At 46.6% G+C, this 26,288-nt stretch carries 25 protein-coding genes and 1 riboswitch; of the genes, 6 read left to right on the top strand and 19 right to left on the bottom strand.

From position 1 onward, the window contains the following. Nucleotides 1-210: 210 nt before the first annotated feature. The 4 genes from V7M78_RS17570 to V7M78_RS17585 form a co-directional block, all read right to left on the bottom strand. Nucleotides 211-903 carry a manganese efflux pump MntP gene (locus V7M78_RS17570; protein ID WP_333651669.1) on the bottom strand — a complete coding sequence of 231 codons (693 nt, stop codon included), beginning with the start codon at nucleotides 901-903 and terminating at the stop codon, nucleotides 211-213. Nucleotides 904-1,523: 620 nt separating this feature from the next. Next, nucleotides 1,524-3,197, bottom strand: a complete 1,674-nt coding sequence (locus V7M78_RS17575; protein WP_333651670.1) for a recombinase family protein — start codon at nucleotides 3,195-3,197, stop codon at nucleotides 1,524-1,526. Between the two features lie 72 nt (nucleotides 3,198-3,269). Then, on the bottom strand, nucleotides 3,270-3,533 hold the full coding sequence (locus V7M78_RS17580; protein ID WP_333651671.1) for a DUF6870 family protein: 264 nt from the start codon (nucleotides 3,531-3,533) through the stop codon (nucleotides 3,270-3,272). A gap of 101 nt (nucleotides 3,534-3,634) precedes the next feature. Further along, nucleotides 3,635-4,498, bottom strand: coding sequence for an SPL family radical SAM protein (locus V7M78_RS17585; protein ID WP_333651672.1), 864 nt, complete (start codon nucleotides 4,496-4,498; stop codon nucleotides 3,635-3,637). A gap of 120 nt (nucleotides 4,499-4,618) precedes the next feature. Between V7M78_RS17585 and V7M78_RS17590 the strand changes: the two genes are divergently transcribed. From V7M78_RS17590 to V7M78_RS17600, 3 genes are all read left to right on the top strand, one after another. Further along, on the top strand, nucleotides 4,619-6,004 hold the full coding sequence (locus tag V7M78_RS17590) for an aminotransferase-like domain-containing protein (RefSeq protein WP_333651673.1): 1,386 nt from the start codon (nucleotides 4,619-4,621) through the stop codon (nucleotides 6,002-6,004). A gap of 90 nt (nucleotides 6,005-6,094) precedes the next feature. After that, entirely contained in the window at nucleotides 6,095-6,793 is a 699-nt protein-coding gene (locus V7M78_RS17595) for an AzlC family ABC transporter permease (RefSeq protein WP_333651674.1), read from the top strand. Continuing rightward, on the top strand, nucleotides 6,790-7,098 hold the full coding sequence (locus V7M78_RS17600) for an AzlD domain-containing protein (protein ID WP_333651675.1): 309 nt from the start codon (nucleotides 6,790-6,792) through the stop codon (nucleotides 7,096-7,098). Before V7M78_RS17595 ends, V7M78_RS17600 begins: the two co-directional genes overlap by 4 nt. On the opposite strand, the gene V7M78_RS17605 is transcribed toward V7M78_RS17600, so the two are convergent. The 9 genes from V7M78_RS17605 to ribD all read right to left on the bottom strand — a co-directional run bounded on the left by V7M78_RS17605 (nucleotide 7,095) and on the right by ribD (nucleotide 15,477). After that, nucleotides 7,095-7,886 (bottom strand): helix-turn-helix transcriptional regulator, encoded by a 792-nt coding sequence (locus tag V7M78_RS17605; protein ID WP_333651676.1) that lies wholly within the window; start codon nucleotides 7,884-7,886, stop codon nucleotides 7,095-7,097. The genes V7M78_RS17600 and V7M78_RS17605 overlap by 4 nt on opposite strands. A 107-nt stretch (nucleotides 7,887-7,993) precedes the next feature. Next, nucleotides 7,994-8,701, bottom strand: coding sequence for an alpha/beta hydrolase-fold protein (locus tag V7M78_RS17610; protein WP_333651677.1), 708 nt, complete (start codon nucleotides 8,699-8,701; stop codon nucleotides 7,994-7,996). Between the two features lie 14 nt (nucleotides 8,702-8,715). After that, nucleotides 8,716-9,780 carry an ABC transporter substrate-binding protein gene (locus V7M78_RS17615; protein ID WP_333651678.1) on the bottom strand — a complete coding sequence of 355 codons (1,065 nt, stop codon included), beginning with the start codon at nucleotides 9,778-9,780 and terminating at the stop codon, nucleotides 8,716-8,718. 36 nt (nucleotides 9,781-9,816) lie between these two features. Then, complete coding sequence (locus V7M78_RS17620; RefSeq protein ID WP_333651679.1) at nucleotides 9,817-10,581, bottom strand: ABC transporter ATP-binding protein; 765 nt, start codon at nucleotides 10,579-10,581, stop codon at nucleotides 9,817-9,819. A gap of 12 nt (nucleotides 10,582-10,593) precedes the next feature. After that, nucleotides 10,594-11,709 (bottom strand): FecCD family ABC transporter permease, encoded by a 1,116-nt coding sequence (locus tag V7M78_RS17625; RefSeq protein ID WP_333651680.1) that lies wholly within the window; start codon nucleotides 11,707-11,709, stop codon nucleotides 10,594-10,596. Nucleotides 11,710-12,056: 347 nt separating this feature from the next. Next, entirely contained in the window at nucleotides 12,057-12,524 is a 468-nt protein-coding gene (gene ribH, locus V7M78_RS17630; protein ID WP_333651681.1) for a 6,7-dimethyl-8-ribityllumazine synthase, read from the bottom strand. Between the two features lie 21 nt (nucleotides 12,525-12,545). Continuing rightward, the gene (locus V7M78_RS17635) at nucleotides 12,546-13,745 is read right to left on the bottom strand and encodes a bifunctional 3,4-dihydroxy-2-butanone-4-phosphate synthase/GTP cyclohydrolase II (RefSeq protein ID WP_333651682.1); all 1,200 of its coding nucleotides are present in this window, start codon (nucleotides 13,743-13,745) and stop codon (nucleotides 12,546-12,548) included. A gap of 11 nt (nucleotides 13,746-13,756) precedes the next feature. Beyond that, nucleotides 13,757-14,395: a riboflavin synthase gene (locus tag V7M78_RS17640; protein ID WP_333651683.1), complete on the bottom strand. Its 639-nt coding sequence runs from the start codon at nucleotides 14,393-14,395 to the stop codon at nucleotides 13,757-13,759. After that, nucleotides 14,377-15,477, bottom strand: coding sequence for a bifunctional diaminohydroxyphosphoribosylaminopyrimidine deaminase/5-amino-6-(5-phosphoribosylamino)uracil reductase RibD (gene ribD / locus V7M78_RS17645; protein ID WP_333651684.1), 1,101 nt, complete (start codon nucleotides 15,475-15,477; stop codon nucleotides 14,377-14,379). The genes V7M78_RS17640 and ribD overlap by 19 nt, the downstream gene beginning before the upstream one ends. A gap of 244 nt (nucleotides 15,478-15,721) precedes the next feature. After that, nucleotides 15,722-15,834: riboswitch (FMN riboswitch) on the bottom strand. 412 nt (nucleotides 15,835-16,246) lie between these two features. On the opposite strand from ribD, the gene V7M78_RS17650 reads away from it, so the two are divergent. Beyond that, nucleotides 16,247-16,915, top strand: coding sequence for a hypothetical protein (locus tag V7M78_RS17650; RefSeq protein ID WP_442914671.1), 669 nt, complete (start codon nucleotides 16,247-16,249; stop codon nucleotides 16,913-16,915). Further along, a complete protein-coding gene (locus tag V7M78_RS17655; protein ID WP_333651685.1) occupies nucleotides 16,912-17,310 on the top strand; it encodes a hypothetical protein in 399 nt (132 codons plus the stop codon). The genes V7M78_RS17650 and V7M78_RS17655 overlap by 4 nt, the downstream gene beginning before the upstream one ends. Before the next feature lie 106 nt (nucleotides 17,311-17,416). Here the strand turns inward: V7M78_RS17655 and cls are convergent, their stop codons facing one another. Beyond that, nucleotides 17,417-18,967: a cardiolipin synthase gene (gene cls / locus V7M78_RS17660; protein WP_333651686.1), complete on the bottom strand. Its 1,551-nt coding sequence runs from the start codon at nucleotides 18,965-18,967 to the stop codon at nucleotides 17,417-17,419. A gap of 181 nt (nucleotides 18,968-19,148) precedes the next feature. Between cls and V7M78_RS17665 the strand changes: the two genes are divergently transcribed. Next, complete coding sequence (locus tag V7M78_RS17665) at nucleotides 19,149-20,255, top strand: DUF362 domain-containing protein (protein ID WP_333651687.1); 1,107 nt, start codon at nucleotides 19,149-19,151, stop codon at nucleotides 20,253-20,255. A 64-nt stretch (nucleotides 20,256-20,319) separates the two neighbouring features. Here the strand turns inward: V7M78_RS17665 and V7M78_RS17670 are convergent, their stop codons facing one another. The 5 genes from V7M78_RS17670 to V7M78_RS17690 all read right to left on the bottom strand — a co-directional run bounded on the left by V7M78_RS17670 (nucleotide 20,320) and on the right by V7M78_RS17690 (nucleotide 26,284). After that, nucleotides 20,320-22,236, bottom strand: coding sequence for an LTA synthase family protein (locus tag V7M78_RS17670; RefSeq protein ID WP_333651688.1), 1,917 nt, complete (start codon nucleotides 22,234-22,236; stop codon nucleotides 20,320-20,322). Nucleotides 22,237-22,297: 61 nt separating this feature from the next. Continuing rightward, a complete protein-coding gene (locus V7M78_RS17675; protein WP_333651689.1) occupies nucleotides 22,298-22,768 on the bottom strand; it encodes a zinc ribbon domain-containing protein in 471 nt (156 codons plus the stop codon). Nucleotides 22,769-22,840: 72 nt separating this feature from the next. Continuing rightward, complete coding sequence (locus V7M78_RS17680; RefSeq protein ID WP_333651690.1) at nucleotides 22,841-25,021, bottom strand: DUF6449 domain-containing protein; 2,181 nt, start codon at nucleotides 25,019-25,021, stop codon at nucleotides 22,841-22,843. Then, nucleotides 24,996-25,895 carry an ABC transporter ATP-binding protein gene (locus V7M78_RS17685; RefSeq protein ID WP_333651691.1) on the bottom strand — a complete coding sequence of 300 codons (900 nt, stop codon included), beginning with the start codon at nucleotides 25,893-25,895 and terminating at the stop codon, nucleotides 24,996-24,998. Before V7M78_RS17685 ends, V7M78_RS17680 begins: the two co-directional genes overlap by 26 nt. Next, a complete protein-coding gene (locus V7M78_RS17690) occupies nucleotides 25,892-26,284 on the bottom strand; it encodes a GntR family transcriptional regulator (protein ID WP_333651692.1) in 393 nt (130 codons plus the stop codon). Before V7M78_RS17690 ends, V7M78_RS17685 begins: the two co-directional genes overlap by 4 nt. Nucleotides 26,285-26,288 lie beyond the last annotated feature (4 nt).

Consider the following 26,288-nt stretch of genomic DNA (forward strand, 5'->3'; position numbering starts at 1 on the left):
CAAGGACCTACCGGACCTACTGGCGCAACTGGTGCTCAGGGACCACAGGGACCGCAAGGACCTACTGGACCGACCTCCCCGTTGATATTAGGAAAATAATTTCTTTTGACAGCTTTATATTTTGAACTACCGGATCCCGCTGCTGGCTTTCCCATTTCAAAATCATCTTGTTTGCGGTTATTTCCGCACAAGTGTCCATTTATATTTATATTAAAAACTAATAACTCCCATGTGTTCAAGCAATATTTTTAAGCCTATTAAAATCAGAATAATGCCCCCGGCAAGTTCTGCTTTAGATTTGAACTTTACACCGAAAATATTGCCGATTTTTACCCCCAACATAGATAATGTGAGTGTGATGATTCCAATAGATGAAACTGCCGGGACAATATTAACATCAAGAAAGGCGAATGAGACCCCTACCGCCAGTGCGTCAATACTTGTGGCAATAGCAAGGGGTAACATTTCTGCGGGTTTTAAGGATACCTCTTTCTTTTCAGGACGCTCTCCACCAGGGCACTCCCTATCTGTACAATCCATAGTAGGACATTCTCTGTCTGTACACATTTCGGGAGGACATTCCCTATCCGTACATTTTCCGAGAGGACATTCCCTGTCTGCACACCCTTCTTTCGTAAAACTTTCTACAACCATTTTCCCGCCGATAATACAAAGCAATACAAACGCAATCCAGTGGTCAAAAGCGATTATTTCATCTGCAAACTGTGTGCCAAGCAGATACCCCATAAGCGGCATAGCTCCTTGAAAAAAACCAAAATACAAACCAATAATCAATGCTTTTTTAATGGTTACCTTAGGCATTGTCAATCCGGAGCAAAGAGACACCGCGAAGGCATCCATAGAAAGCCCGATTGCAATAAGAAGTAGTTCTAATAGATTCATAGTATATTCTCCTTTACAAGATGTGAATTGCAAAAGAAAAGACCCAAGTATCGCTTTTACAAGCAAACACATGGGTCTATAATAAATAAAGACCATGTATAGCTGCAAAAGCCATACATGAGTCTCGTTTTTTAAGGCAAGCCAGATTGGGATCAATCAGTATGTTGACTTGCCGCACAATTATGTGCTAACTACTCCCTCACGGGTATTTTCAATTGCTCATAGGAAATCATAAAATTTATTTAATGTCAATGTGTCTGTAATTACTCTGGTCAGTATCACCCTCTGTACTAAAGCACAGAACTTTTGAATTTGTATTAAGACCTATACGTTTTCTTAAAAAGTCCATACTTTCATTCTGCATAGCTTCAGCTACGAATCCCAACGTAACGGCACCACTTTCACCTGAAATAACCTACGTATCTTCTCCTAGCGGATTTCCAAATATCCTCATCCCTTTCGCTGCAATATAATTCGTCACTGAAATTAAGCCTAAAAAAGGCTTGCTTCCGGTAACATGTATCGAAGAAAGCCTTTTGTAATTCTATGTCAAGATATTTAAAGGGAGCCGTGTTCCCATAACTAAGTTAAGTCGCTTTAAGTTTCGTAAAATAGTGCTTCTACAACGCTGTTTTACAATCGCCCACATGCTCTGCTATCTGGCGGTATTCATTTGCAAATTTAAATTTAATGCTGATATTTCCATTCTCATACACAGTGATTTTATCAACAAGTTCAATCAAAATCCCTCTCGTCAGTATATCAATATTTTCATACTTTCTGAACGATTCCAGCAATGGATTTTCTTTATCAATCCCTTTTTCAAATACTTTCTTTTCTTCAGTCAGAGTACAAATAACCTGACTGATAGATTCCATCTGCCGTTCATAATCTTCCTTCATATTGCAATAATCCTCATAAGAAATAGCGCCATCCTTCCAGTCCTGATAAAGGCTTTGTTTGTAGCGGGTTATCTTAGTGCGTTCCCTTTCTTTTTCTATAATCAATTCATTGATGCGTACGGACCGGCCTTTCTGCATTGGAGCATCATTAATACGTGCAATCATTTCTGAAAAGTCTGTGGCAATATAAATCTGTTGCCGTATTGCCCACAGAACACTTTGTTCCAATTGACTGTGACGAATAGAATGCTTAGTACAGGCCGTTTTCGACTGATCCTTATAAGTTCGGCAATAATAGTAAACTCTTCCTCCGGACTGACTTCGTGTCATAGCTTTACCACAATCGGCACATCGCAAAAAACCACTGAACAGGTGAGGACTTTTTTGATTCGGAGACGTCCGGGTATCCTTTTTTAAAAATTCCTGTACCTTATTAAAATCTTCACGATCTATAATCGGTTCATGAGTATTCTCCACAATAAACCATTCTTCTTCCGGTACAGTTTCCTGAACATGAATCTTATAGCTCTTAATACGGTAACGTCCCTGTACCATATCCCCTGTATAAACACGATTCTTTAAAATATTACCTACACTCATTGCGCACCAGAGAGAATTGCCGCCCTGGGCATTAGGATTTTTATATTTCAAGCCTTTATTTTTTTTATAAGCTACGGGACATAAGATACCGCTGTCATTGAGCCTGCGGACAATAGCATTTTTACTCATGCCGTCTAAAAACCATGTAAAAATACTTTTCACATTCTCTGCCGCTTCTTCGTCTATGATAAGGGCATTTTTATTATCCGGGTCCTTCATATAGCCATAAACTGCAAAAGAGCCAATATGCAGGCCCTTTTCCCGTTTTTTATCAAATGTTCTGCGGACACTTTCCGACGTCCCCCTTGCGTGTTCCTCATTTAAAACACCCTGAACAGGAACGGCGATGTTTTGAGCATTTAGAGGATCTTTATAAGTATCAACAGGCTGCTGGTAAAGGGATATAAACCTCACATTGTTTCGCGGAAACCAGTCTCCAAGGTAGTAGTTTTGATCACCGCTGTTACGAAAGCTTCGGGCCAAATTCTTAACAATCACACAATTGACTTTCCCTTTCCGGATATCAGATAAAAGCCGTTGGAAATTCTCACGTTCTTCATCTGTCGTACCGCTGACACCGTCATCTACATATTCCCCCGCAAAAATGTATTCATCTCCATCGTCCTGCTGTTCAAGAAAATCCGCCAGGATCAGTCTTTGATTGGCAATGCTTTCCGATTCATCCTTTCCCCGTTTATCCTCACGGGATAAGCGGATATAAAATGCTGTCAGCCACACCTTGTTTTTGGGTGCTTCCTTCGTGACCCTCTGCCTGTCAGCCGTTCGTGCCATATGTCCTCCTTCCCATCACACCATACTGTTTTTGTGTAATGTGAACTCTGTTTCCGGAGGTGCAATGCACCATTATAAGCCACTTTTCCCGCGTATGTAAAAATTTGTAAGCACATCCTGAATAGACGGCCCGCTGTCGTCAAATTCAAGCTTAATTCCCATATCCCCACAGCGAAAGCACAAAGGGTTTTTCAGCTTTTCTAAAACATAAGCCGCCCTCTTCTCTTTTGGAAGGGAATTGTTAAGCTCCAGCGTGCTTATATCAGACAGCTTTTGTGCATCAACGGCTCCTATATTTACGCTCATAAAATCATCTGCCATTTGGGGCGTAATCATGATCATGCACCTCCTGTTTTGCATGATTCAATATATGCATTTCTTCGTTTGTCCTATGAGGAAGCGCCGAAAGCCGCCAGGAGGATTGCTGTCCCATTATGTCAAAACAAGGATAATTGATGGTCTTTTGATTCAAATGCATGCAAATAAGCAAATACATCATCAGGTTTCCAAAGGATGCCGTTTTTCTCGCATACATCTTTAAAAACAGCCATTAAATGATGGTGATTGGGGCTGTTGCATACATAAGAGCTGCCAAAAGCCCGGATATACTTTTGCTTCATGCCGGGAAAAATCCGGTCAAGCTGGGCATAAAAATATTCTCTGTTGCCCTCCCGCAACGTCATACCAAAACCAAAGCATAAAATCCCCCGGACCTTTGCCTGTATGCAGTAATCCAGCAGCCCGCGGAGGTTTTCTTCGGTGTCATTGATAAAGGGCAGAATAGGGCTGAGCCATACAACCGTCGGTATGCCATGACTCCTCATGACCTCCAACACATGAAACCGTTCCAAAGTCGTCGATACACAGGGCTCCACCTTTCGGCACAAATCTTCGTCATAGGTGGTCAATGTCATCTGCACAACGCATTTTGTTTTCTCATTGATGGCTTTCAGCAAATCCAGGTCCCTGAGAATCCGGGAAGATTTGGTCTGAATTGCAAGTCCAAAGCCGTACCTTTCAATAAGAGCAAGGCATTGTCTTGTGATTTGCAATTCTTCCTCCATATGGATATAAGGATCGCACATGGCTCCTGTGCCTACCATGCAGGGTTTTCTTTTCCGGCGCAGCTGATTTTCCAGAATCATGGGGGCGTTGCGTTTGATCTCTATGTCCTCAAAATCATGGTTGATCTGATAGCAGGAACTTCGGCTGTCACAATAAATACATCCATGAGAACAGCCGCGATATAAGTTCATGCCATTTTGCGGGGAAAGTATAGTTTTATAATCAGCATAGTGCATACACATGGGCCTCCTTTCTCTCAGGTATTATGAATTGTATTATAACACAGTAAGATGATTCAGAAAACAGGATTGATCGCCTCACCATACAATGTTATAATTGAATGGCGAGGTGATAATATGCCATTTAATTCATTTGAAACATACCCTATGTCATGGCGGCCTGATCTGGACAAAAGCAGCCGTTCTTACTATCAGACATTGGCTCAGCAATTAGAGACTGACATAAAAAACGGTGTTCTGCGTCCCGGCACCAAACTGCCTCCCCAGCGTGAACTGGCGGATTTTTTGGATATTAATGTGAGTACAGTATCAAAGGCATTTAAGCTGTGCGAACTGAAAGGGTTGCTGTCTGCCACCGTAGGCAGCGGCACCTTTGTTGCCTACGATGCCTTATCCAGCGGAAATCTTATGATTCACCATGACGGGGATTTGCTAATCAATATGGGGCCTACTGCGCCGGAGCCATCGGGCAATGAATTTCTCTTAAAAATGGCCCGGGAAATGCTCAGTGAAGCAGATGCTCAGCGGCTGTTCAGCTACTATGCTCCCGGGGAAGATGAATGGCAAAAGGATGCCGCCGCAAAGCTGATGCTCTATTGCGGGCACCGTGCAGACCGGGAACAGATTCTCTTTGCCGGAGGCGGGCAAAACGCCCTGACCGCTGTTCTGGCCTCCCTGTTTCAGCGAGGGGATAAAATTGCCGTAGATGACCATACCTATCCGGGCATAAAAACTGCCGCAGCAATGCTGGGGCTTCAGCTTGTTCCAGTGCCCAGTGAACAGGAGGGAATGGATGCCGGAATGCTTAGGAATCTTTGCAAAACCGAAAGAATCCGGGGAATCTATCTGATTCCCGCCTGCCACAATCCCACCACTGCCGTTATACCGGAGGAGAAACGGGATCAAATTGCCCGGATTGTAAGGGAGTTTGGCTGTATTCTCATAGAAGACGGAACGTATCAGATTCTTCACAAAGGCTGCCGCTCGATTTCTGACCGTGTGCCGGAACAAAGCGTTTACATCCTAAGCCTGTCAAAGGGCATTGCACCAGGGCTGCGGTTTGCCTGTTTGTCCGTACCAACAGCGTGGAAGGCCAAGACGGCAGATGCCCTCTATAGCCTGAACGTATCCACTGCCCCCATGCTGGCAGAGCTTTCCGCCAGAATCATTGCATCAGGCCAGTTCGAAACAATCATCAGCTATCACCGCCGTCATACCAGAGAACGGAATCAAATTGTCAGCCGATTTTTCGGGTCTGACTGCTGCCTGGGTTCAGATGAGAACATTTTCCGCTGGCTGATTCTGCCGGATCAATATACCGGTGCTGAATTTGAGGCTCTTGCACGGTCCAAGGGAGTTCAGATTTTCGGTGCAGAGCGATTTGCAGTGGGCAATACTCTCCCGGCCCGCGCAGTGCGCCTTTCTGTTTGCTCCCCCCATAATGCGGAACAGCTGGAACAGGGCATTGGGATTTTAGCAGAATTATTAAAGGGAACTATATAATTGTCCGCCATACAATATTCCCATTGTATGGCGGACTTTTTGACGGTATACTGGAATATGAAAACCAATCCAATACATACAGGAGAAACCATGAATAAGCATTTTTTATCAGGAATAAAAGCCTCCATTCCCGCCTGTCTCGGCGTGATCCCGGTTGGCATTTCCATCGGGCTTCTGGCGATACAGGCCGGGCTGACCGGCTTTGAAGCCATTTTTATGTCTGCCGCAGTAATGGCCGGTTCGGCACAGCTTATGTCCATCAGCATGATTACCCAGGGAGCATCCATGTCCGCTATAATTCTGGGCACATGCTTCATCAACTTACGTCATATCGTCATGAGCAGCTCTGCCATGCAGAGGGTGAAGGGGACCACCCTTTTTCAGCGGCTTTTGGGAGCCTTTGCCCTTTGTGACGAATCCTTTGCCATCTATTCCTTGTCTGAGGATGACAGCTATCCATTTCTTATGGGGACAAACACTGCGCTGTATGCCACCTTTGTCCTCAGCACCGTGATTGGCTGCCTGATGACCGGTTTCCTTCCTCAGATTGTGATTGACAGCTTTGGAGTGGCTTTCTATGCCGCTTTTTTAGGAATGCTGATTCCCAGCGTAAAGCACAATGTCCCTTTGATTATACTGGTAACGGCAACGGCAGCACTCAACTGGCTTCTGCAGCGTTTTCTCCCCCCAAGCTGGTCGGTGATTCTGGCAATGGTACTGGGAGCATTTGCAGGAGTATTTCTGGTGGAGGAAGAATCTTTACCAAAGAAAGAGGTGACAGATAGATGAATGGCAGAATTGTTCTTCTGATACTTGGCATGTCCCTTATGACCTACATTCCCCGGGCCCTGCCTGCGGTTGTTATTGACCGGTTAAGGTTCAGCCCAAAGGCAGAAAAGTTTCTGCGGCTGATTCCCTATACCGCTATGGCAGCCCTGATTTTCCCCGGCATCATAGCAGTAGATGGAAACCATCCGGAAATCGGCCTGGCAGGGGGTGTGGCAGCCGGGATTCTGGCTTGGCTGAAATGTCCGGTCATTGTCTGTGTAGCGGCGGCAATCGGAATGGATATGCTGATTTATTCAGTGTTCTAACTATTTTTTCTCTGTATCTGGCTGGGCGCATAGCCGGTGCGTTTTTTGAACAAACGGCTGAAGTGAAGGGGATCAGCATACCCCACCGCATCTGCTGCCTCCGTCACAGTACAGCCCTGCTCACGCAAAAGCTTGGCAGCCATATTGATCCTGTAATCGATGAGAAAATCAATGGGCCTGCACTGGGTATATTTATAAAAAAGATAAGAAAGCTGGGATTTGCTTTTCCCGATATGATTTGCCAAATCCTCCATGGTCAGCGCATTCCTGTAATTATCCTCAATATAATCCAGAAGTTCTTTTACGATGAGATAATCTTGTGCAGAATTGTCCTTTTCGCCGTTGAAGAAAATGTTCTGAAAAACCTGGCGTGACAGCACTTGCTTTTGTAGAATGGATTGGATGTCCATCTGCTCATTGGCATCGGCCAGTTCCTCCAAAACCGGTGAAACAGCAGGCAGGTCAATGGGCATGGAAAACAACAAATTACTGCTGATCTGGTGGTAATAAATATTGATATGGGTAAATGGCTTTTCTCCTAAAACATCAAAGGAAAGCTGACACCCCGGACAGCCATGAACCATTGTTCCCGGCTTTGCGAGAAAGCACTCATCATCAAACCTTATCTCCGCTTCTCCCTCAAGAGGAAAAATAAATGCTCCGTGTATGGTTTGATAGGAAGTAGGCTTATCCGATGGATGCTTCACAAACTTTATTACATTATTTATGCGAAACGGAGAAAGCCGGTAAGCTTGTTTCAGTATATTAAGGGCTGTTTGAGCATCCATTTTATCCATCCTTTCTTTAATACGGCAACAGGGAAACCACCGCATAAGAACATCTTCCTTCGCGGTGTTTTCCCAAATAAGTTTTAGTGCCTATGTCTTTATGCCTGTTATGAGAACTGCTTATCCAAGTGAGCCAGGGCCTCAGATAATTTCAATGGAATGTTGTCATGATGACCGTATGGATTCCACTGCATTTCTATACTTCCCTGGGGCAAGTGTTCTGTCAGGGCTTTATAAGTATCTTTTGTTGCCTGTGCAGCATTTTTCTTAATATCATGGGCGTCTTTTCCCTCATCTTCTCCCGATGAAAGAAATACGGTTGCCTTTTTATTGACCGGAGCATTCTCTTTCACAAATCCGGCCCAGTCCTGATACCAGAAGGAGCCTGAAATAGAAGCAACGTGATCGAAAACATCCGTCTTATACAGAGAGTATATCCCAAGCAGCCCGCTGAGAGAATGTCCCAGCAATGCGGTTTTGGAGGGAGCACCATTGCCAAACAGTTCCTTGTTAATCCACGGCATTAAAACCTTCTCCAAATAATCCAGATATTCCCCTCCCCTGCCTCCGAAATCAGCGAAACGTTCATGAAGCGCTTTGGCAGGCCAGGGTGTATACTCAGCCAGACGGTCAAGAGGCGGTATACCCACTAAAAGAAAACGGTATGATTTCTCTTCTTCCGGAATCTTTTCCAGAGCTTTAAACAAAAGGTCTGCATCCAGGGCATATACAACCGGACAACTGCTTATTCCGGGAGAGAAGCCGGAGGGCACCAACAGTTCTAAGTCTCTCCCTGCTGTATGAATGGTCTGCATTGGTTCCACCTTCATTAATTGTAAAGGAAGGCGGAAAGTTCTTCCAGAGCATCGAAGTTGCGTACACCATAATCCATGAAAGCGTCATAAGGAACTTCGATGATCCTGTCGATTGCAACAGCCGGTACGGATGCCAGTATTTCTTCATTTTTAATGCTTTCTATCGCCTTTGCATCACTTTCCGCATTGCGGTCAGCAGTGATATAAATGATTACATCAGGATTTGCTTCTACAAGGTTTTCCAGGGTGAGATTAGAGCCGCCCTTCTCCATGACATTGACACAATTCAGTGCAGAAAGCATGCCGCTTTGCAGCTTTGCATTTGCGCCGAAGACTACAAAGGTTCCTTCCTTATAAGTCGCCATAACCAGCACATTCTGGGTTTTGTCCCCGGCTGAGGCTGCCACTTTTTCTAAAACCGTGTTCAAACGCTCTGTCAAAGTTTCTGCATATTCGTTTGCTTTATCCTGAACATCAAAAATTTCACCTAAAGCAGTTACGTCGTCAATAATGCTCTGCATGGAAACATCAGTGCTCATATCACTTGCCTTTTGAGCGTAAACATTGATGCCCAAATCATTGAGCTCCCCGATGGAACCAAAGGTTCCCTCTGCAAAGGTGGCGCTGCGTCCGATAATCACATCCGGCTCGGCTGCCGCAATGACTTCCTTGCTGATGGTCATTTTATCACCCAGGATCTCCAAAGAATCATACAATTCTTTCCAGTCCTCTCCAGGCGCATTATCAATGGCAATGGTGCCCACAATTTTTTCTGAAAGTCCCAGGTTGTAAAGCAGTTCTATGGACGATGCATTGGCCGTAACCACTCTTTCCGGAGCCTCGTTATATGTCTGTCCGACAGATACAAAGTCACTGCCTTTGGTGTCCACCGTAATCGGATATCCGGTACTTGCTGCGCTGGCTGAAGTCTCTTCTGAGGAAGGAGCCCCGCTGGTCTGTGAAACTTCTGAAGAAGGTGCAGCAGTCGTTTGTGTGCTGTCCTCTTTGGTGCTGCATCCGCTTAGAATTGCTCCTAATATCATAGTACCTGCCATAAAAGCCACTGTTTTCTTTTTCATTTCTTCATGTTACTCCTTTTTATAATATTTGTTACGTCAGGTGAGAGGAAAATAGCTGATTGCCATTCCTGCCTGGCTGTCTTCTGTTATCTTACAATCGACGCGGTAAATCCGGCGCACCATTTCACGGTTAATAATATCCTCAGGCGGCCCATAGGAATCAATAACCCCTTTATTTAAAATGTAGATGGCATCGCAGTATTGTGCTGCCAAAGCCAAATCATGGAGGGCTGCCAATACGTTGATCCCTAAACCCCTGATAATATTTAGAATCTGCAGCTGGTATGTAATATCCAAATGGTTGGTGGGCTCGTCCAAAATAAGAAGGGACGGCTGCTGCGCCAGCGCCCGTGCAAGAACAATCCGCTGCTTTTCTCCTCCGGATAATGTGGCAAAGCTCCGTTTTGCATAGCTCTCCATGCCTACCTTTGCCAGGGAATCTGCCACAAGATCCCGGTCCTTTTGCTTTTCTCTTTCCAATGCTCCAAGGTGGGGGGAACGCCCCAGCATAACAATTTCTTCAACCGTCAGATCAAAATTTATATTGTTAAACTGCCCCACCACCGCCATTTCCCGGGCCAGGGCTTTGGGCTTATAGCTTTGCAATGGCTTATCATCCAGCATTACCGCACCGTGGGATGCCTTTTGCATACGGTATACCGTTTTAAGCAGCGTCGATTTTCCACTGCCGTTTGGCCCTAAAACGCCGATAAATGTTCCGTTTTTAACCTCCAGGGAAACGCCCTTTAAAATCTCGTTTGCCGCTAACTGAACCTTTAAATCCTGTACTGTCACATCCATGCTCAAACCTCACTAACCAAAACGGTAATGCCGTTTTATTAAAATATAGGCAAAGAACGGCGCACCAATCATCGATGTCACAATTCCAATGGCAAGCTCCCCATTTGGTATTACAACCCTTGCCAGTGCATCCGCCCAGACCAGAAATATCCCGCCCAGCAAAACTGTAATAGGCAGCAGACGGCGGTGGTCCGCTCCCACAACAGCTCTTGCAATATGGGGAATCATCAGCCCCACAAAGCCTATTACACCGCAGGCAGAAACTAATACGCCGGTTAAAAGAGCTGCCGCCGCCATATACAGCTTTCTGTAAAAGCTGAGATTTACCCCCAGGGTAGATGCCGCCTCATCGCCAAGAAGCATGGTATTTAAGGTCCGGTACTGGCTGAGAAAAAAGATACAGCAGATTGCCACAACACTGCTGGGCAGAATGAGGTTGCTCCAGCTTCCCCGGGTCAGGGACCCCATTGTCCAGAATTTTATGCTTAACATACCATTTCCATCTCCGGCCACGGAAATAATGAAGTTGGAAAATGAGGTACATATGGCATTGATAATGGTGCCGGAAAGAATCAGCTTGCCGGATGTGGCCTGCCCGCCCATAGAAGCCAGGAACAAAACCGCACCGGTGGCTCCCACTGCTCCTAAAAAAGCAAGTATGGATACCGAAGAAATGCTGCCGATAAATGGAATGGCAGTACCGATAAAAACCGCAATGGTGGCTCCCAGGGATGCTCCGGAAGATATTCCCAGAATATACGGCTCTGCAAGGGGATTTTGCACTGTGGCCTGCATGACCGATCCGCACAAAGCAAGACCTGCACCGGCGGCAACGCCCAGCAAAACTCTGGGAAAACGGATTTTCCATATGATTGAAGCATTGGCTCCCTGTAAAACCCCGCTTGTTGCCGGAAGTTCTATGCCAAATATGCGGTTCATGATTATGGCATATGTATCAGTAAGGGGTATGTGTACCGCACCAAGCCCCAGAGCTAAAAAAACTGACAGAATGAGGGCCCCGCACAAAAGAGCAACAACCAGTTTGAAAGGAAATAGCTTTTTGCCCTTTAACTCTTCCCGGCCATATTTGACTTTATTATTTGCAGAATTGAATTTCAAGTTTTTCAAAACAGGCCTCCTACCTTTTGTTAGATGCATCTAACTGCCAGGTTATTATACATAATTTTAACCGTACATACAATAGCTAATAATTTAATGGCATGGACTATTATTAAAAAACCATACCATGCCAAGTGGCCAATTTTTTTCATTTTCTATTTTCTTGTGCCTGATTCGTTATGGGGTTTTTCTTACAGAAAGTATTTGAGATTTGCAGATACGCGGTTTTATGCCGGAGCATGAGATGAATTTATGGGTACATGGTACTGTGGCTTCTATTTATAGGTTCATGAAGCAGTACAGTACCATGTCCTCAGTAAATTTAAATCTTAAGAAATTGGCGGGAATTCAATACATCAACCTTGCATATCCCGAATCAGATTTACCATTTCAATTGCACCAACCGCACAATCGAAACCTTTGTTACCGGCCTTAGTTCCGGCCCGTTCAATGGCCTGCTCAATATTTTCGGTTGTCAATACGCCGAACATCACCGGAATATCATTATTCAGGGATACATGAGCAATGCCCTTGGACACTTCACTGCACACATAGTCGTAGTGGGTGGTGCTGCCGCGGATCACGGCACCGAGGCAGATGACCGCATCGTATTTCCCGCTTTTCGCCATTTTGGAAGCAATGAGGGGGATTTCAAATGCTCCGGGAACCCATGCAATGTCAATGCTTTCCTCACTGACCTCATGCCGCTTCAGTCCATCAAGAGCGCCGCCCAGCAGCTTGCTTGTAATAAATTCATTAAACCGTGCCGCAACAATACCAATCCGAATGTCTTTCGATACAAATTTTCCTTCAAATACTTTCATTGCTGTAATCTCCTTTTTCATTTAATAATGTAAGATGTGTCCCATTTTTTTCTGCTTGGTTTTCAGGTAGAACAAGTCGTGGCCGGTAGCGTCCATTTCAATGGGAACACGCTCGGTGATTTCCATGCCAAACCCGGAAAGCTGGTAAACCTTGTCAGGATTATTGGTGAGCAGACGCAGGGTCTTGGCTCCAAGGTCACGCAAAATCTGTGCACCGATGAAATACTCCCGCATATCTCCCGGAAAGCCAAGGGCCAGATTCGCTTCCAAAGTATCCATGCCCTGATCCTGAAGCGCATAGGCCCGCAGTTTATTAATCAGACCAATACCGCGCCCCTCCTGGCGCATATAAAGCAGGATACCCCGGCCTTCCTTTTCAATTTGTGCCATGGCTGCCGCAAACTGCTGACCGCAGTCACAGCGCATGGAACCAAACGCATCTCCGGTCAGACACTCGGAATGAACACGGCATAACAGGTTTTCCCCGTCACCAATCTCACCCTTGACCAATGCCACATGATGCTCCCCATTGAGCTTGCTGACATATCCATAAGCCTTAAAGTCACCATACTTTGTAGGCATAAGAGTACAGGTTGCCTGCTCTATCAGCTTCTCATTTCTTTTTCGGTACTCCTGCAGGGCCTTGATGGTAATCATTTTGAGGTCCCATTTCTGCGCCAGCTCCATCAGCTCCGGCGTCCGCATCATGGTCCCGTCCTCCCGCATAATCTCGCAGCAAAGGCCGCATTCCTTTAACCCGGCCAGCCGCATCAAGTCCACAGTGGCTTCGGTATGCCCGTTTCGCTCCAGTACACCGTTTTTCTTTGCCAGGAGGGGAAACATATGACCAGGGCGCCGAAAGTCTTCGGGTTTGCTCTCATCTGCTGCGCATTTTAAGGCAGTGATGCTCCGCTCTGCCGCTGAAATGCCGGTGGTGGTGTCCGCATGGTCAATGGATACCGTAAATGCGGTTTCATGGTTATCCTTATTGTCACTGACCATTTGGGGGAACTGCAGTTTTTGGCAAAGTTCTGCGCTCATGGGCATACAAATCAACCCTTTTCCATGAACCGCCATAAAATTCACATTTTCGGTGGTGGCAAACTCGGCGGCACAGATAAAGTCTCCTTCGTTTTCCCTGTCCTCATCGTCTGTAACTAAAATGATCTTTCCAAGGCGAAGGTCTTCCAGCGCCTCTTCAATCGTGCTGAATTGAAACATCTTGATTCCTCCTAAAAGCCGTGTTCCGCAAGAAAACCGGCTGTGATATTGTTGTTTTGCGACTTATTTCCCATCAGGCGTTCCACATATTTGCCAATGCAGTCATTTTCCAGATTGACCAAATCCCCGACACGGCGGCTGGACAGCGTTGTCAGTGAAGCTGTGTGGGGTATGATGGAAACGCTGAAGCTGTCCTTATACACCTTCGCCACAGTCAGGCTGATACCGTCAATGGCAATTGAGCCTTTTTCAATGATGTACCGAAGAACCGGCAAGGGCGTTTTGATTGTATACCAAACCGCATTATCATCTCTGCGAATGTCCGAAACCGTTCCGGTGCCGTCAATGTGCCCGGAAACAATGTGTCCGCCAAACCTGCCGTTTGCAGGCATAGCCCGTTCCAGATTAACAGGGCTTCCTGTCCGCAGCTTTCCGAGAGAGGAACGGTTTAAGGTTTCATGCATCACATCAGCGGTAAAGCCCCCTGGGGAAATGGAAGTAACTGTTAGGCAGACGCCATTTACCGCAATGCTGTCGCCAAGATGGGCATCCTGCATAATCTCCCATGCCTGAACCCATAAAACGGCCGAGCTGGTTCCTTTCTGAATGCTCTGTATTTTTCCGATTTCTTCTATGATTCCTGTAAACACCGGATCACCTCGCTCTCTAATAAAATATCTTCACCGGCCTGTGTGATGACCGGTTTGCTCAGCAGAAAAGCTCCCTCAGGTGAATCAACACCTACCCCCTCTACCGGAGTTTTTCCGCTGCCTCCAAACAACTTTGGAGCCACATATGCCTGTACCTTGTTTACAATACCGCTTTGCAGGGCTGACCAGTTCAATGTGCCTCCGCCCTCCAGCAAAAGGCTGTCAATCTGCTGTTCGCCCAAACTTTTTATTAGGTTGATTAAGTCAATGTGATCCTCCTTTCGGGGAAGTACCATGACTTGGCAGCCTGCATCCAGATACGGCTGGTGCCGGCTGATATCCGTTACCGCTGTAGCAATGAGGGTGGGTGTTATACCGGCTGTCGTGACAATTTTTGCTTTCAGCGGCGTTCTCAGACGGGTATCACAGACGATACGCAGCGGATTCCTGCCATATTCCAGCCGGCAGGTCAGCATGGGATCATCTGCAAGAACCGTGCCTGCACCAACCATGATGGCAGAATAGCGGTGCCGGTCCTCATGAACACGCTGTCGTGCCTCCGTGCCGCTAATCCATTGGGATTTGCCTGTATGGGTGGCGATTTTCCCATCCATGGTCATGGCATATTTCATGACCACATAAGGTGTCTTGTTTTGAATGTAATGGAAAAAGCTCTCATTGAGCTTGTCGCATTCATCCTTTGCAACATTCTCCCTTACCTCGATGCCGTGGGACCGCAAAATTGCAATGCCTTTGCCGGCAATCAGCGGATTAGGGTCAGAAGAACCGACTACCACACGGCTGATGCCGCTTTCAATGATTGCTTCGGTGCAAGGGGGCGTTTTGCCATAGTGACAGCAAGGCTCCAGAGTCACATAAAGGGTTGCTCCGGCTGCCGGTGTCTGACAGTCTGCCAATGCGTTTCGCTCTGCGTGAGGTTCCCCGTATTTTTGATGGCAGCCTTGCCCTATGATCCTGCCCTCCTTCACAATCACCGCACCAACCATGGGGTTTGGGTTTACCCATCCGCAGCCCTGCCTTGCAAGCTGTATGGCAAGACGCATATATGCTATTTCATCCATATAGCACCTCCTTAGAATGAAAAAATACCCTGAATAAAATTCAGGGCAGGAAACAAGCACGACGGTTTTACCGCGTACAAACCGGAAGCTATTCCGAAAAAAATGCCTTGAACATACAATTGTTCAAGGCATTTTTATAAAACGGACCGCAGTTATCTTGCATGGATATAAAAAATAAAAGCCCTGAAATGATAATTCATTTCAGAGCATAAATTCAAATATCCGCACAAAAATGCGAATCTTCCTTTATCTTCTACTATCAGACTGTACTGTCGGCTTCGGAATTTAACCGAATCAACCTTGCGGTTCGTGGGCTGTACCACCGGTCGGGAATTTCACCCTGCCCCGAAGATTTTATTCAATTGGTGTTATTATACTATGGGTTTTTAAACTTGTCAACAAACCAATTTACACCATTGCCCTCCGGCAAAAATTCCTATTATAAACGGCCCCACCGGGCCTGCCGGACCGCAAGGACCTCAGGGACCGACCGGACCTACTGGTGCAACTGGCGCAACTGGTGCTCAGGGACCTGCCGGACCTCAGGGACCAACCGGACCGACCGGCGCAACTGGTGCTCAGGGACCTGCCGGACCTCAGGGACCGACCGGACCGACCGGCGCAACCGGTGCTCAGGGACCAATTGGACCGACTGGCGCAACTGGTGCTCAGGGACCTGTAGGACCTACTGGACCTACTGGCGCAACTGGTGCTCAGGGACCACAGGGACCGACCGGACCTACTGGCGCAACTGGCGCTCAGGGACCTGTTGGACCAACTGGACCGACTGGTGCTACCGGCGCTCAGGGACCACAGGGACCGCAAGGACCGACTGGACCTACTGGCGCAACTGGTACTCAGGGACCTGTTGGACCGACTGGACCGACTGGTGCTACCGGCGCTCAGGGACCACAGGGACCTGAAGGACCTACCGGACCCGCTGGCGCAACTGGTGCTCAAGGACCTATTGGACCGACTGGACCTACTGGCGCTACCGGTGCTCAGGGACCTGCAGGACCGCAAGGACCTACCGGACCTACTGGCGCAACTGGCGCAACTGGTGCTCAAGGACCTATTGGACCTACTGGACCTACTGGCGCTACCGGTGCTCAGGGACCACAGGGACCTGAAGGACCTACCGGACCTACCGGACCTGCTGGACCCGCTGGCGCAACTGGTGCTCAGGGACCACAGGGACCGACCGGACCTACTGGTGCTACCGGCGCTACCGGCGCTCAAGGACCTGTTGGACCTCAGGGACCAACCGGGCCTGAAGGACCTACCGGCGCAACTGGTGCTACCGGTGCTCAGGGACCGCAGGGACCAATCGGACCGACCGGACCGACCGGAGCCACTGGACCTCAGGGACCGCAAGGACCAATCGGACCTACCGGACCTCAGGGACCGCAGGGAACTCAGGGACCTGCCGCACAGTTGAGAGGCATCCAGATACAGCTTACAGGAGCTTCAAGCGTTGCAGACGACGGCATTGTAATGTTTAACACCATTTTAAATGACCAGAGCCTTAACATTGATTACAATCCTGCAACCGGTATCGTAACCCTCAGCGCAGAAAAGAACTACTATGTATACTGGTGGGTATCCACTGACGGAGCTGGCCCATCCACTTATGTGGAATTCACTTTAAGAATAAATACCAGCGGCAACGTTTCAGCAAGCTCACCTATCGTTACAGGACAGTTAAACGGAATGGCATTCCTGACCATCGGAGCAGTTCCAGCTACCTTGTCTCTGCTTAATACCACAGGATCAACTGTAAACTATGCTCAGGTTCCAATTATGGCCAGCATGGTTATCATCGAAGCCAACTAAACAATATTTGAAAAAATAAAGCCTTGTTTTAATAACAGGCATAAAATACCATGAAATATGCCGGAGGCACCCGCCTCCGGCATATTTTTTCTCTCCCTCCGCCCTTTTACATAAGCGGTGCAAACAGCCGTAAAGCTCTGCCTGCCAGCCTTTCCTGCCACGGGTAGTTTTTGTAATCTTCTAAAGTAACTCTCCGGCATTGGGCCAGGGTATCCTGAAAATCCCGTTCCACATCCCAGACAACCTCATTCCTGTATAAATAAACCCCGCATTCAAAGTGGAGAAAAAGACTTCTGAAATCCATATTAACGGTTCCCACCACTGCCTTGCTGTCATCGCTTGTAAAGACCTTTGCATGAACAAAGCCGGGTATATACTGGTAAATCTGCACTCCTGCCCTGATCAATTCCCCGTAATAGGACATAGCCAGAAAGAAGGCATACTTCTTATCCGGTATACGGGGCATAATAATGACAGTTTCCACTCCCCGCTTAGCTGCATAGGTGAGGGCCTGGGTCATTTCATAGTCCAATACCAGATATGGGGTCATGATGTGGACATAATGCCGGGCAGAATTGATCACATCCAGATAAACCTGTTTTCCCACTGTTTCCTGATCCAGAGGGTTATCCCCATAAGGAATGACAAATCCATCCATATTCAGTTCCAGAGGATAATAATATTCCGGATCTCTTAAATACCTGCTGTAATCCTCTGTCTCTTTTTCAGAAACATTCCACATCTGCAAAAACATCATGGTAAAACTGGTGACAGCCTCGCCCTTCAGCATGATCCCAGTATCCTTCCAGTGGCCAAACCGCACCCGCCTGTTTATGTATTCATCCGCCAGATTGATTCCCCCAGTAAATGCCGTATGCCCATCCACCACCAGGATCTTTCTATGGTCGCGGTTGTTCTGATAAGTGGTAAGGAGAGGCCTGATGGGAGAAAATGCCTTTGCCTTTATGCCCTTTTCCTGCAATTCCTTAGGATAATCATAGGGAAGAAGGCTCAGAGAACACATCCCGTCATACATAAACCGGACCTCCACCCCTTCTCTTGCCTTACGCTCCAGAATTTCCGAAATCCTATCCCACATCTCTCCCCGTTCCACAATAAAATACTCCATGAAGATGAACCGCTCCGCTCCTTCCAGCTCCTTCTTCATTTCTTCAAACATAATCTCTCCCAATGAAAAATACTTTGCATTGGTATTTCCATAAACAGGGTAATTTCCCGAATTCTTAAGGTAAAAAGCCAGATTGGCACTCTGCCTGCTGATCTTTGACAGATTTTCCTGGACCTTTGGATTCTGGGCCATATAGTCCTCCGTATGCTCCATATTGGCCCTCAGCTTTTTATCCATTAATTTTCCCAGAATCTGAAATTCCACAAACAGATAAAAAAGCGTTCCAAATACAGGAACTGCCGCAATGGGCACCATCCACGCCAGTTTAAAGCTGGGATTTTCCTCTTTATTCAGAATATAAATGATCACAAGCGCACTGAGAAGAGTAAAGCTTCCGTAAACGTACACCATGTAGCGGCTTAAAAATCGGTAAGCAGCAACCAAAATCATTACCTGAACAGCAAGAGAAATGACAGCAAATATCGTTCTGCCAAAAACAATCCGAAGCACTCCCCTATTCCGTTTCATCCTTTGTACCTCCCATGATTCATTTGACTATCCTCTCCATTATACAGCCTGTCCCCCCTTCTTGCAACACCCTGCCGCCCCTCCCCCTCCTTTCCCGGAAATAAACCAGGACTTCTTGAATTTCCTGATTATTTCCAGTATAATAAAATAGTAATAAATTTTATCAAAAGGAGACCCCTTCATGGAAAAATCAAAGGTTTACTACACAAGCTTTCGTACTACATTTCAGGAAAACCTTCCCCAGAAGCTGAAAAGACTTATAAAAACTGCTGGTATGCTGGAACAGATCGACTTTCAGAATAAATATGCAGCCATTAAAATCCACTTCGGAGAATTAGGCAACTTATCTTTCCTCCGCCCTAACTATGCCAAAGTAGTGGTTGATCTGGTAAAAGATCAGGGAGGAAAACCATTTTTAACAGACTGCAATACCCTATATGTGGGAAGCCGTAAAAATGCCCTGGACCATTTGGAAACCGCTTATGAAAACGGTTTTTCCCCATTTTCCACCGGCTGTCACGTTCTCATTGCCGACGGCTTAAAGGGAACGGATGAACTTCTGGTTCCCATTGACGGAGAATACATCAAAGAAGCAAAAATCGGACGGGCTGTCATGGATGCCGATATATTCATCTCTCTCAACCATTTTAAAGGACATGAGAGCACTGGTTTTGGGGGTGCCTTAAAAAACATCGGAATGGGCTGCGGCTCCAGAGCTGGAAAAATGGAAATGCACAACTCCGGCAAGCCTCACGTAATCGAAAGCCTCTGCATCGGCTGCCGTGCCTGCTATAAAAACTGTGCCCACAGCGCCATTACCTTCGAGGAAAGAATCGCTTATATCAACCATAACCGCTGCGTAGGATGCGGCCGCTGCATCGGTGTCTGTCCGGTGGATGCCGTGGAATCAGACTTTGATGAAGCCAATGACATCTTAAACTACAAGATTGCAGAATACACCCAGGCCGTTTTAAAAGACCGCCCACACTTCCACATCAGCCTTGTTATGGATGTTTCCCCTTACTGCGACTGCCATGCGGAAAATGATATTCCCATTATTCCGGATGTGGGCATGTTTGCCTCCTTTGATCCCGTAGCCCTTGATGTGGCCTGTGCGGATGCCGCAAACAAACAGCCTGTTATGGCAGGCAGCATATTGGAAAAGCACGGAAGCCACCATCATGACCATTTTAAGGACACCCATCCGGATACCAACTGGAAGTCCTCCGTTGAGCATGCGGTCAAAATCGGTCTTGGCAATTCCGAATATGAGCTGATTACCATATAAAAACATACATCAACATACAAAAAAGAGAAGGCTGCCATACAAATGCCTTCTCTTTTTTCAGCCCTCACCCCGGCTTTTTTATAAAATACCCTTTGCTTTCTCCAAGGGGAATCTTGTCTCTTCCGATCTGCCATACGGAAACCTCTGTATCCAGCATCTTTTTTTCAGGAACCTCCTTGGCTATGACCAGTTCCGGCCAGACAAAGATGGTCTCCAGAGCCTTTCCGTCAAGACAGATTTTTGAATAAGGAGTAAAATTCTCCCCGTAAACCAGCAAATTAGAATCATTGTATACCACCTGGTCAATGGTAATATCGTCAATTCCCATTTTCAAATCCGTGGCCTCATAAGGATTTTCCCCTCCATACACCTGACGTCCGCCGTACAAAATGTCGTATTCCAGGCTTTTCATATCTTCCAGGTATTTATCCAGCCCCTCATTGGGACCATGGAAATACTTCTGGTGGAAACGCATCATAGTTCCCTCGTGAATGCCCGCCATATCCAGCACATGGGCGGCAATCTGATAGGCTTCCACATCCTTTTTTTCCAGGGGAAGATTCATATTGTTCCAGACCACGTATTCCGTCTGAAACAGGGAATTGTTCTTCATTTCATCCTGGGACCATTCAAAGCCCGGCAAATGGTCTCCGTACATCACCAGCACAATAGGCTCTTCCCTGGTCCTTAAGGTGTTCACAAGAGAACGGATAAACTGGTCCATTTCCCCGATCTGCTGGCAGTAATATTCAAAATCAGGATATTTTCCATGTCCCTGGACCGATATGGTGTAAATAAAATCAGGGCCTGAGGTGGAGTCCAAAGCCTTGATGATCTCCCCCGTAAGAATCTTGTCCTTGCTCCAGCCCGTAGGATTGCGCTCCACATGATTCATGTATTCGATAGGGGTGAACGTATCAAAACCAAGCTGGGAAAACACCGTGTTCCGGTCATAAAAGGTGGCTTCATTGTTATGAATGGCGTGGGCCTTATATCCGATATTCTTTAAATCAAAAGCAACGCTTTCACAGGAAGTCTTTTTCAGCACGGTCTTATAAGGATACTCACCGGGACCGAAAAAGTCCAGATTCATTCCTGTAATAGACTCAAATTCCGTGTTTGCTGTTCCCGCTCCCACAGAAGGCACACTGATATAACCTCCGGGATAGTTCTTTTGCAGCAAGTGAAAAAAAGGGATAGGATCATAATCAACCGGATTATTTTCCCAAAGGGAGGGGTCAAAAAAGGATTCCAGCTGAATCATGATCACATTAGGCTTTGTGTCCTCGGATAAAGCATAAGTATTTTCAGGGATCAGCTCCTCTTCCCGAATGGCTTCCATGGTCTCGCTTCCATATCCCTCCGGCTTGGATATGCCTGTATTAAAAAGGGAATTGGAAAAGCAGTAAGGGAACCCATAAGTCCGGAAGGCATCCCCAATATTTCCGAAATGAACTGCCACCAGCCCTGTTTTCATGGCTCCATCGGTCATTCCCAGCACCAGGACCACACTGACTGCAATCAACCCTGCTCCGGCCCTGTAGCGTACCTTTTCTCTTGTCACCGGGGCCCTGCGCCACAAGATGACCAGAAGGACCACACAGCCCGCAATGGAGGCCCCCAGGAAAATAATCTGCATCCAGGTAAAATAAAGGGTCGCCATACTGACCGCATATTTTACCAGCCGCAGATCTGCCGCTGTAAAAGGAGTTGTCCTGAAAATCAGCAGAATGCCGTTTACGATTCCCATAAAAATCCACATGGCAGAAACCGCAATACAGGAAAAAATCCTGCGCCTGGTGACAAACACCACCGTAAAGGTCAGCAGAATGATCATCGTATTCAGCAGAAAAACCAGGGGACTGCCCCATATATACAAGCCCAGGCTGATCAAAGACTTCCTGGAAGCAAGTTCAATAAAAATATTCATCAGGAAAGAAAGGAGAAATATCCTTCCCAGCCATTTGATATATGAATCCATGATACGCTCCTTTAGGTCTGAAAGACCGGCTTTTTCACAAGCCGGCCTTTCCATCAATATCTTATTCTTCTGTAGATTCAAATACGTCTTCACTCACCGAATTAATTCCTGATGCTGCAGTTTCTTCCTCTGTAAAAACAGCCGGATCTGCCTCGGCTTCTTCCTCTTCCTGGGCAGCCGCTTCCTTTACAGGTGCACCGCACTTTCCGCAGTAAAGGGAATCCTTGGTAACCTTTGCTCCGCATTCTGCGCAGAGGCGGGTTCCTTCACTTTGGGTCAGTTCAATCTCCAGAGCGGCAATTCTCTCCCGGCAGGCTCTGACCACTTCATAAGCCTTCTTATATTCTTCCTCCGGCTCCTTGTTGCTTTCATAAAACAGCTTTCCAATCACTGCATAAGCTTCTTCCAGCTTGGTTTTCTCCCCGCTGATCTGAGTCTTTAGCTGTATGGTTTCCGTCAGCGCCTTTGCCTTTGTTGCAACCTCTTTGCCGGTATCACTAAGTGTCTTACCCAGCCCTTCAAAAAATGCCATCCGTGATTCCTCCTTTGACTTATGCTCCTATCATTTTAACTTCATCAGAGGAAAAAGTCAATGAAAGACTGCTTACCCTTCGTTTTTTCTCTTTTCTATTTCCGCTTTTACATCCTCAGACAATACATTCAGCGGGACGCTGTAGCGGACCTCCTGGCCTCTTTCTCCGGAACCGGTAATAACTCCGAAGAGAGCTAAATCCTCTTCCCGCCGCTCCCAGAAAGGATTCATAGAGGAATACTCTTCCACAATGGCCTGGGACATAATCCGGCTGATCTCCTCCTGGTCTGTAATGGAGATGGTCTCAAAGCCTCTCTGGCCGTAATCGTAGCCGTCGGAGGTATATTGTACCCCGTCAATGCTGATCTGCTTTATATCGCTCCAGTCCGTCCAAACGTCTGTATTAATTCCGCATTCCCTTAACAGGCCCAGGGTCTTATGGAAAGAAGGATAGACAGGATAGTAACCCCTTGAAGCGACTTCACTGTATTTCCAGGAACTCTGCAGTTCTTCCCTCTTAGCCTCTGCTTCTGCCTGAAGCTTTGTCATAAACTGAATGGTGGCTACGGGATTTTCCCGTTTCATGGTCTCTGCATCCAGATTCCTCAGTTCCTCCTGATATGCAAGAAGCAACTGTTCGGTCATGGCCTTATCTGTCCCGTTTCTGTCCCGGCTGACAATGTTCGTCTGCCCGGCCCGGCTCAGTCTCACCCAGGCAGTATCCTCCTTTGTCTGGGAAAGGATGGGATAAACGGTCTGAATGAAATCAGGATTCTCAAAAATATCAATGATCTCCTGTTCCGACTCCTTCTGGGGCAGCCAGTAGGAGCGGTAAACGCTCTTTCCGTTCTTTAAAATATATTTTACGGAAAACTGATATTCTCTTCCGTCTGTATTCCGCCTGTAGGAAGCATCATTTCCATGGTTTAATTCCTGGTTTCTTGCCACTGCCTTTTTTACCAGGGACATGACTGCCTCTCTGTCCTGCAGCTTCATATTATCTAAGATGTACTGTCCGGAATTCACATAGTCCCAGTAATACTCTCCCATGGCATCCTTCCTGGGATTTCCATAGTCAACCCAGTAAAAGGCATTATTGACATCAACGGCAACCGATTCAATGGCATTTTCCGCCGGAATATACCTGTCATATCCAAACAGGTCATAGCGGAATCCGCAAAATACTACTGCTGCCAAAAGGGCGGAAACCAACATTTGCTTCCAATGGGAAAACAGCTTTCTAAAATCAAAATGGTAAATAATTTCAATGACTCCGTGTGATATCACCATTCCGCAAAGCAGTCCAAACAAGGACCAGCCTGCACTGGAATGGAGACTCCAGAAGAATACACTTCCGCTTAAAGCTGATAAGATTACAATAGGAATCCGGATAATCGGCATACTGATCTTAAATGCCATGGCCTTTCCTGCTGCCTCCAGCCCTCTCTTTTTATAAAGCCAGAAGGAAAACAGTGCCAGTGCCACAGTCACAGCCAGAACAGCAAAAATCCTGATCCCCTGGCCCCCTTCGGGATTGCCCGGATACAACCGGCCCACATTGGTTACAAACAGGACAAAGGGAGAGGTCCTATCCTTCCATTTTGTCAGGAAATACCCGCCTCCGCCGTAGCTGGTGCGGAAAAAAGTACTAAAGCACATTTCCAGAATCAGAATGGCGCAGACAGAGTAAAAGTTAAGCACCAGATTGCCCAGAATTCCCACCACCACATTTCCCGTCAGAACCATGGACGTTACAGTGAGGGAATACATCATGGCATAATGCAGGATAAACAGTGTAAATCCCTTAAAAGCAGTCCCTGATATTTCCATAAGAGGGACACCGCTTACACCGGCAATCCCTATGGTAACTAACAAGTTTATGCCATAGACTGCCCCGGGAATCCAGATTCCTTGAAAATAGCTGATCCAAAACAAATGCTTTCTGCTGACAGGAATCCCATGGTAAAAATCCACCTTCTGCCTGGAATGTAAGTAAGAAAAACAGCTCACTCCCATAATCAGCGACATAAGTATGAGAAAGCCTGCCACCAGCCCATTTTGAAATCCCAGCCACTCATTTAAAGTAGATACAATATACTTATAATCCATCTCTCCCTTGGAATTATCGCTGATAAGCAGTGCAATTCTTACGGGAAAGGTGAAGAAAAACAGCAGAAAGGACAAAGCAATGGACCAATGGCGCCGTTTCCCATCCTCCCGGAACAGATTAAAATATAAGCTTTTTGATGTCATATCCTGCCACCTCCGTCTCACTGATAAATATTTCCTCCAGGGATAATGGAATGATCTCGTAAAATACCGGTTCATAAGCTTCCATGATCTGCTCTACCTCAGCCCTGGTTCCTCTCACCGTTATGGTATAGAGTTTTCCCCTCTCTTCCGTCTTAATCCGCTGCAAAAGCCCCAGATCCTCTGCACTCATACCATCCTTTAAAACACACTGGATCTTGTGGATGTTAAGCTTCATATCATCTAAATCCCTGGAAACCAGGATTCCGCCCCTGTGAAGAAGGCCTACATGGTCACAGATATCCTCCAGCTCCCTTAAGTTGTGGGAAGCAATGATGGGGGTTAGATTCCGCTCCGCCATGTCATTTGCAAATATGCTTTTCACCGCCTGCCGCATCACCGGATCAAGGCCGTCAAAGGTCTCATCACAGAACAGATAATCCGTATTGGCACAAATGCCGCACAGGACCGAAAGCTGCTTTTTCATTCCCTTTGAAAAGGTATGAATCTTCCTTCTCCCTTCCAGCCCAAAGCTTTTCAAAAGCTTTTGAAAACGTTCTTTGTCAAATGCCGGATACACCTTGCTGTAAAATTCCATCATATCCAGAGGCGAAGCATTATTAAAGAAATACTGATCATCGGAAATGTAGAAGAAACGGCTCTTTACCTTAATATTTTCAAATATCTGTTCCCCGTCTATCACCACACTTCCCTCATCCGGCTTTAAAATGCCGCTGATCATTCTCAAAAATGTGCTCTTGCCTGCCCCGTTGGTTCCAATGAGGCCAAACACGCTTCCATCCCTGATTTCCGCATTTACATGGTCCACTGCTACAATATCATCAAAATTTTTAGTCAAATTTTCTGCCTTTATCATAGTCTCTCCTCCCCTGTCGAATTTACCGGGCTGATCCATTCTTCTGCAACCCACGTATGGGCCTTATCTTCCGTCAGCCCCGTCCTCTTGGCTTCTTCGATCCAGCTTCTCAGCTCTCTTTTCAGTTCACTGCATTTTAAGGCCCGAAGGGAGCCTGCATCAGCCACAAAGCTTCCCCTTCCTTTAACCGAGTAAATAAATCCCCGCCTCTCAAGCTCTGCATAGGCCCGTTGTATGGTATTTGGATTAATGGAGAGATCTGTAGCCAAAGTCCGGACCGAAGGAAGCTGTACATCCTGTTCCAATACACCGCACAGAATAAGATCCTTCATCTTTTCTATAACCTGCTCGTAAATTGGTCTGCGGTCTTTGTAATCAAGCAGTATCATATTT

It is taken from the genome of Lacrimispora sp. (genome assembly GCF_036758025.1).
Lineage (GTDB): Bacteria > Bacillota > Clostridia > Lachnospirales > Lachnospiraceae > Lacrimispora.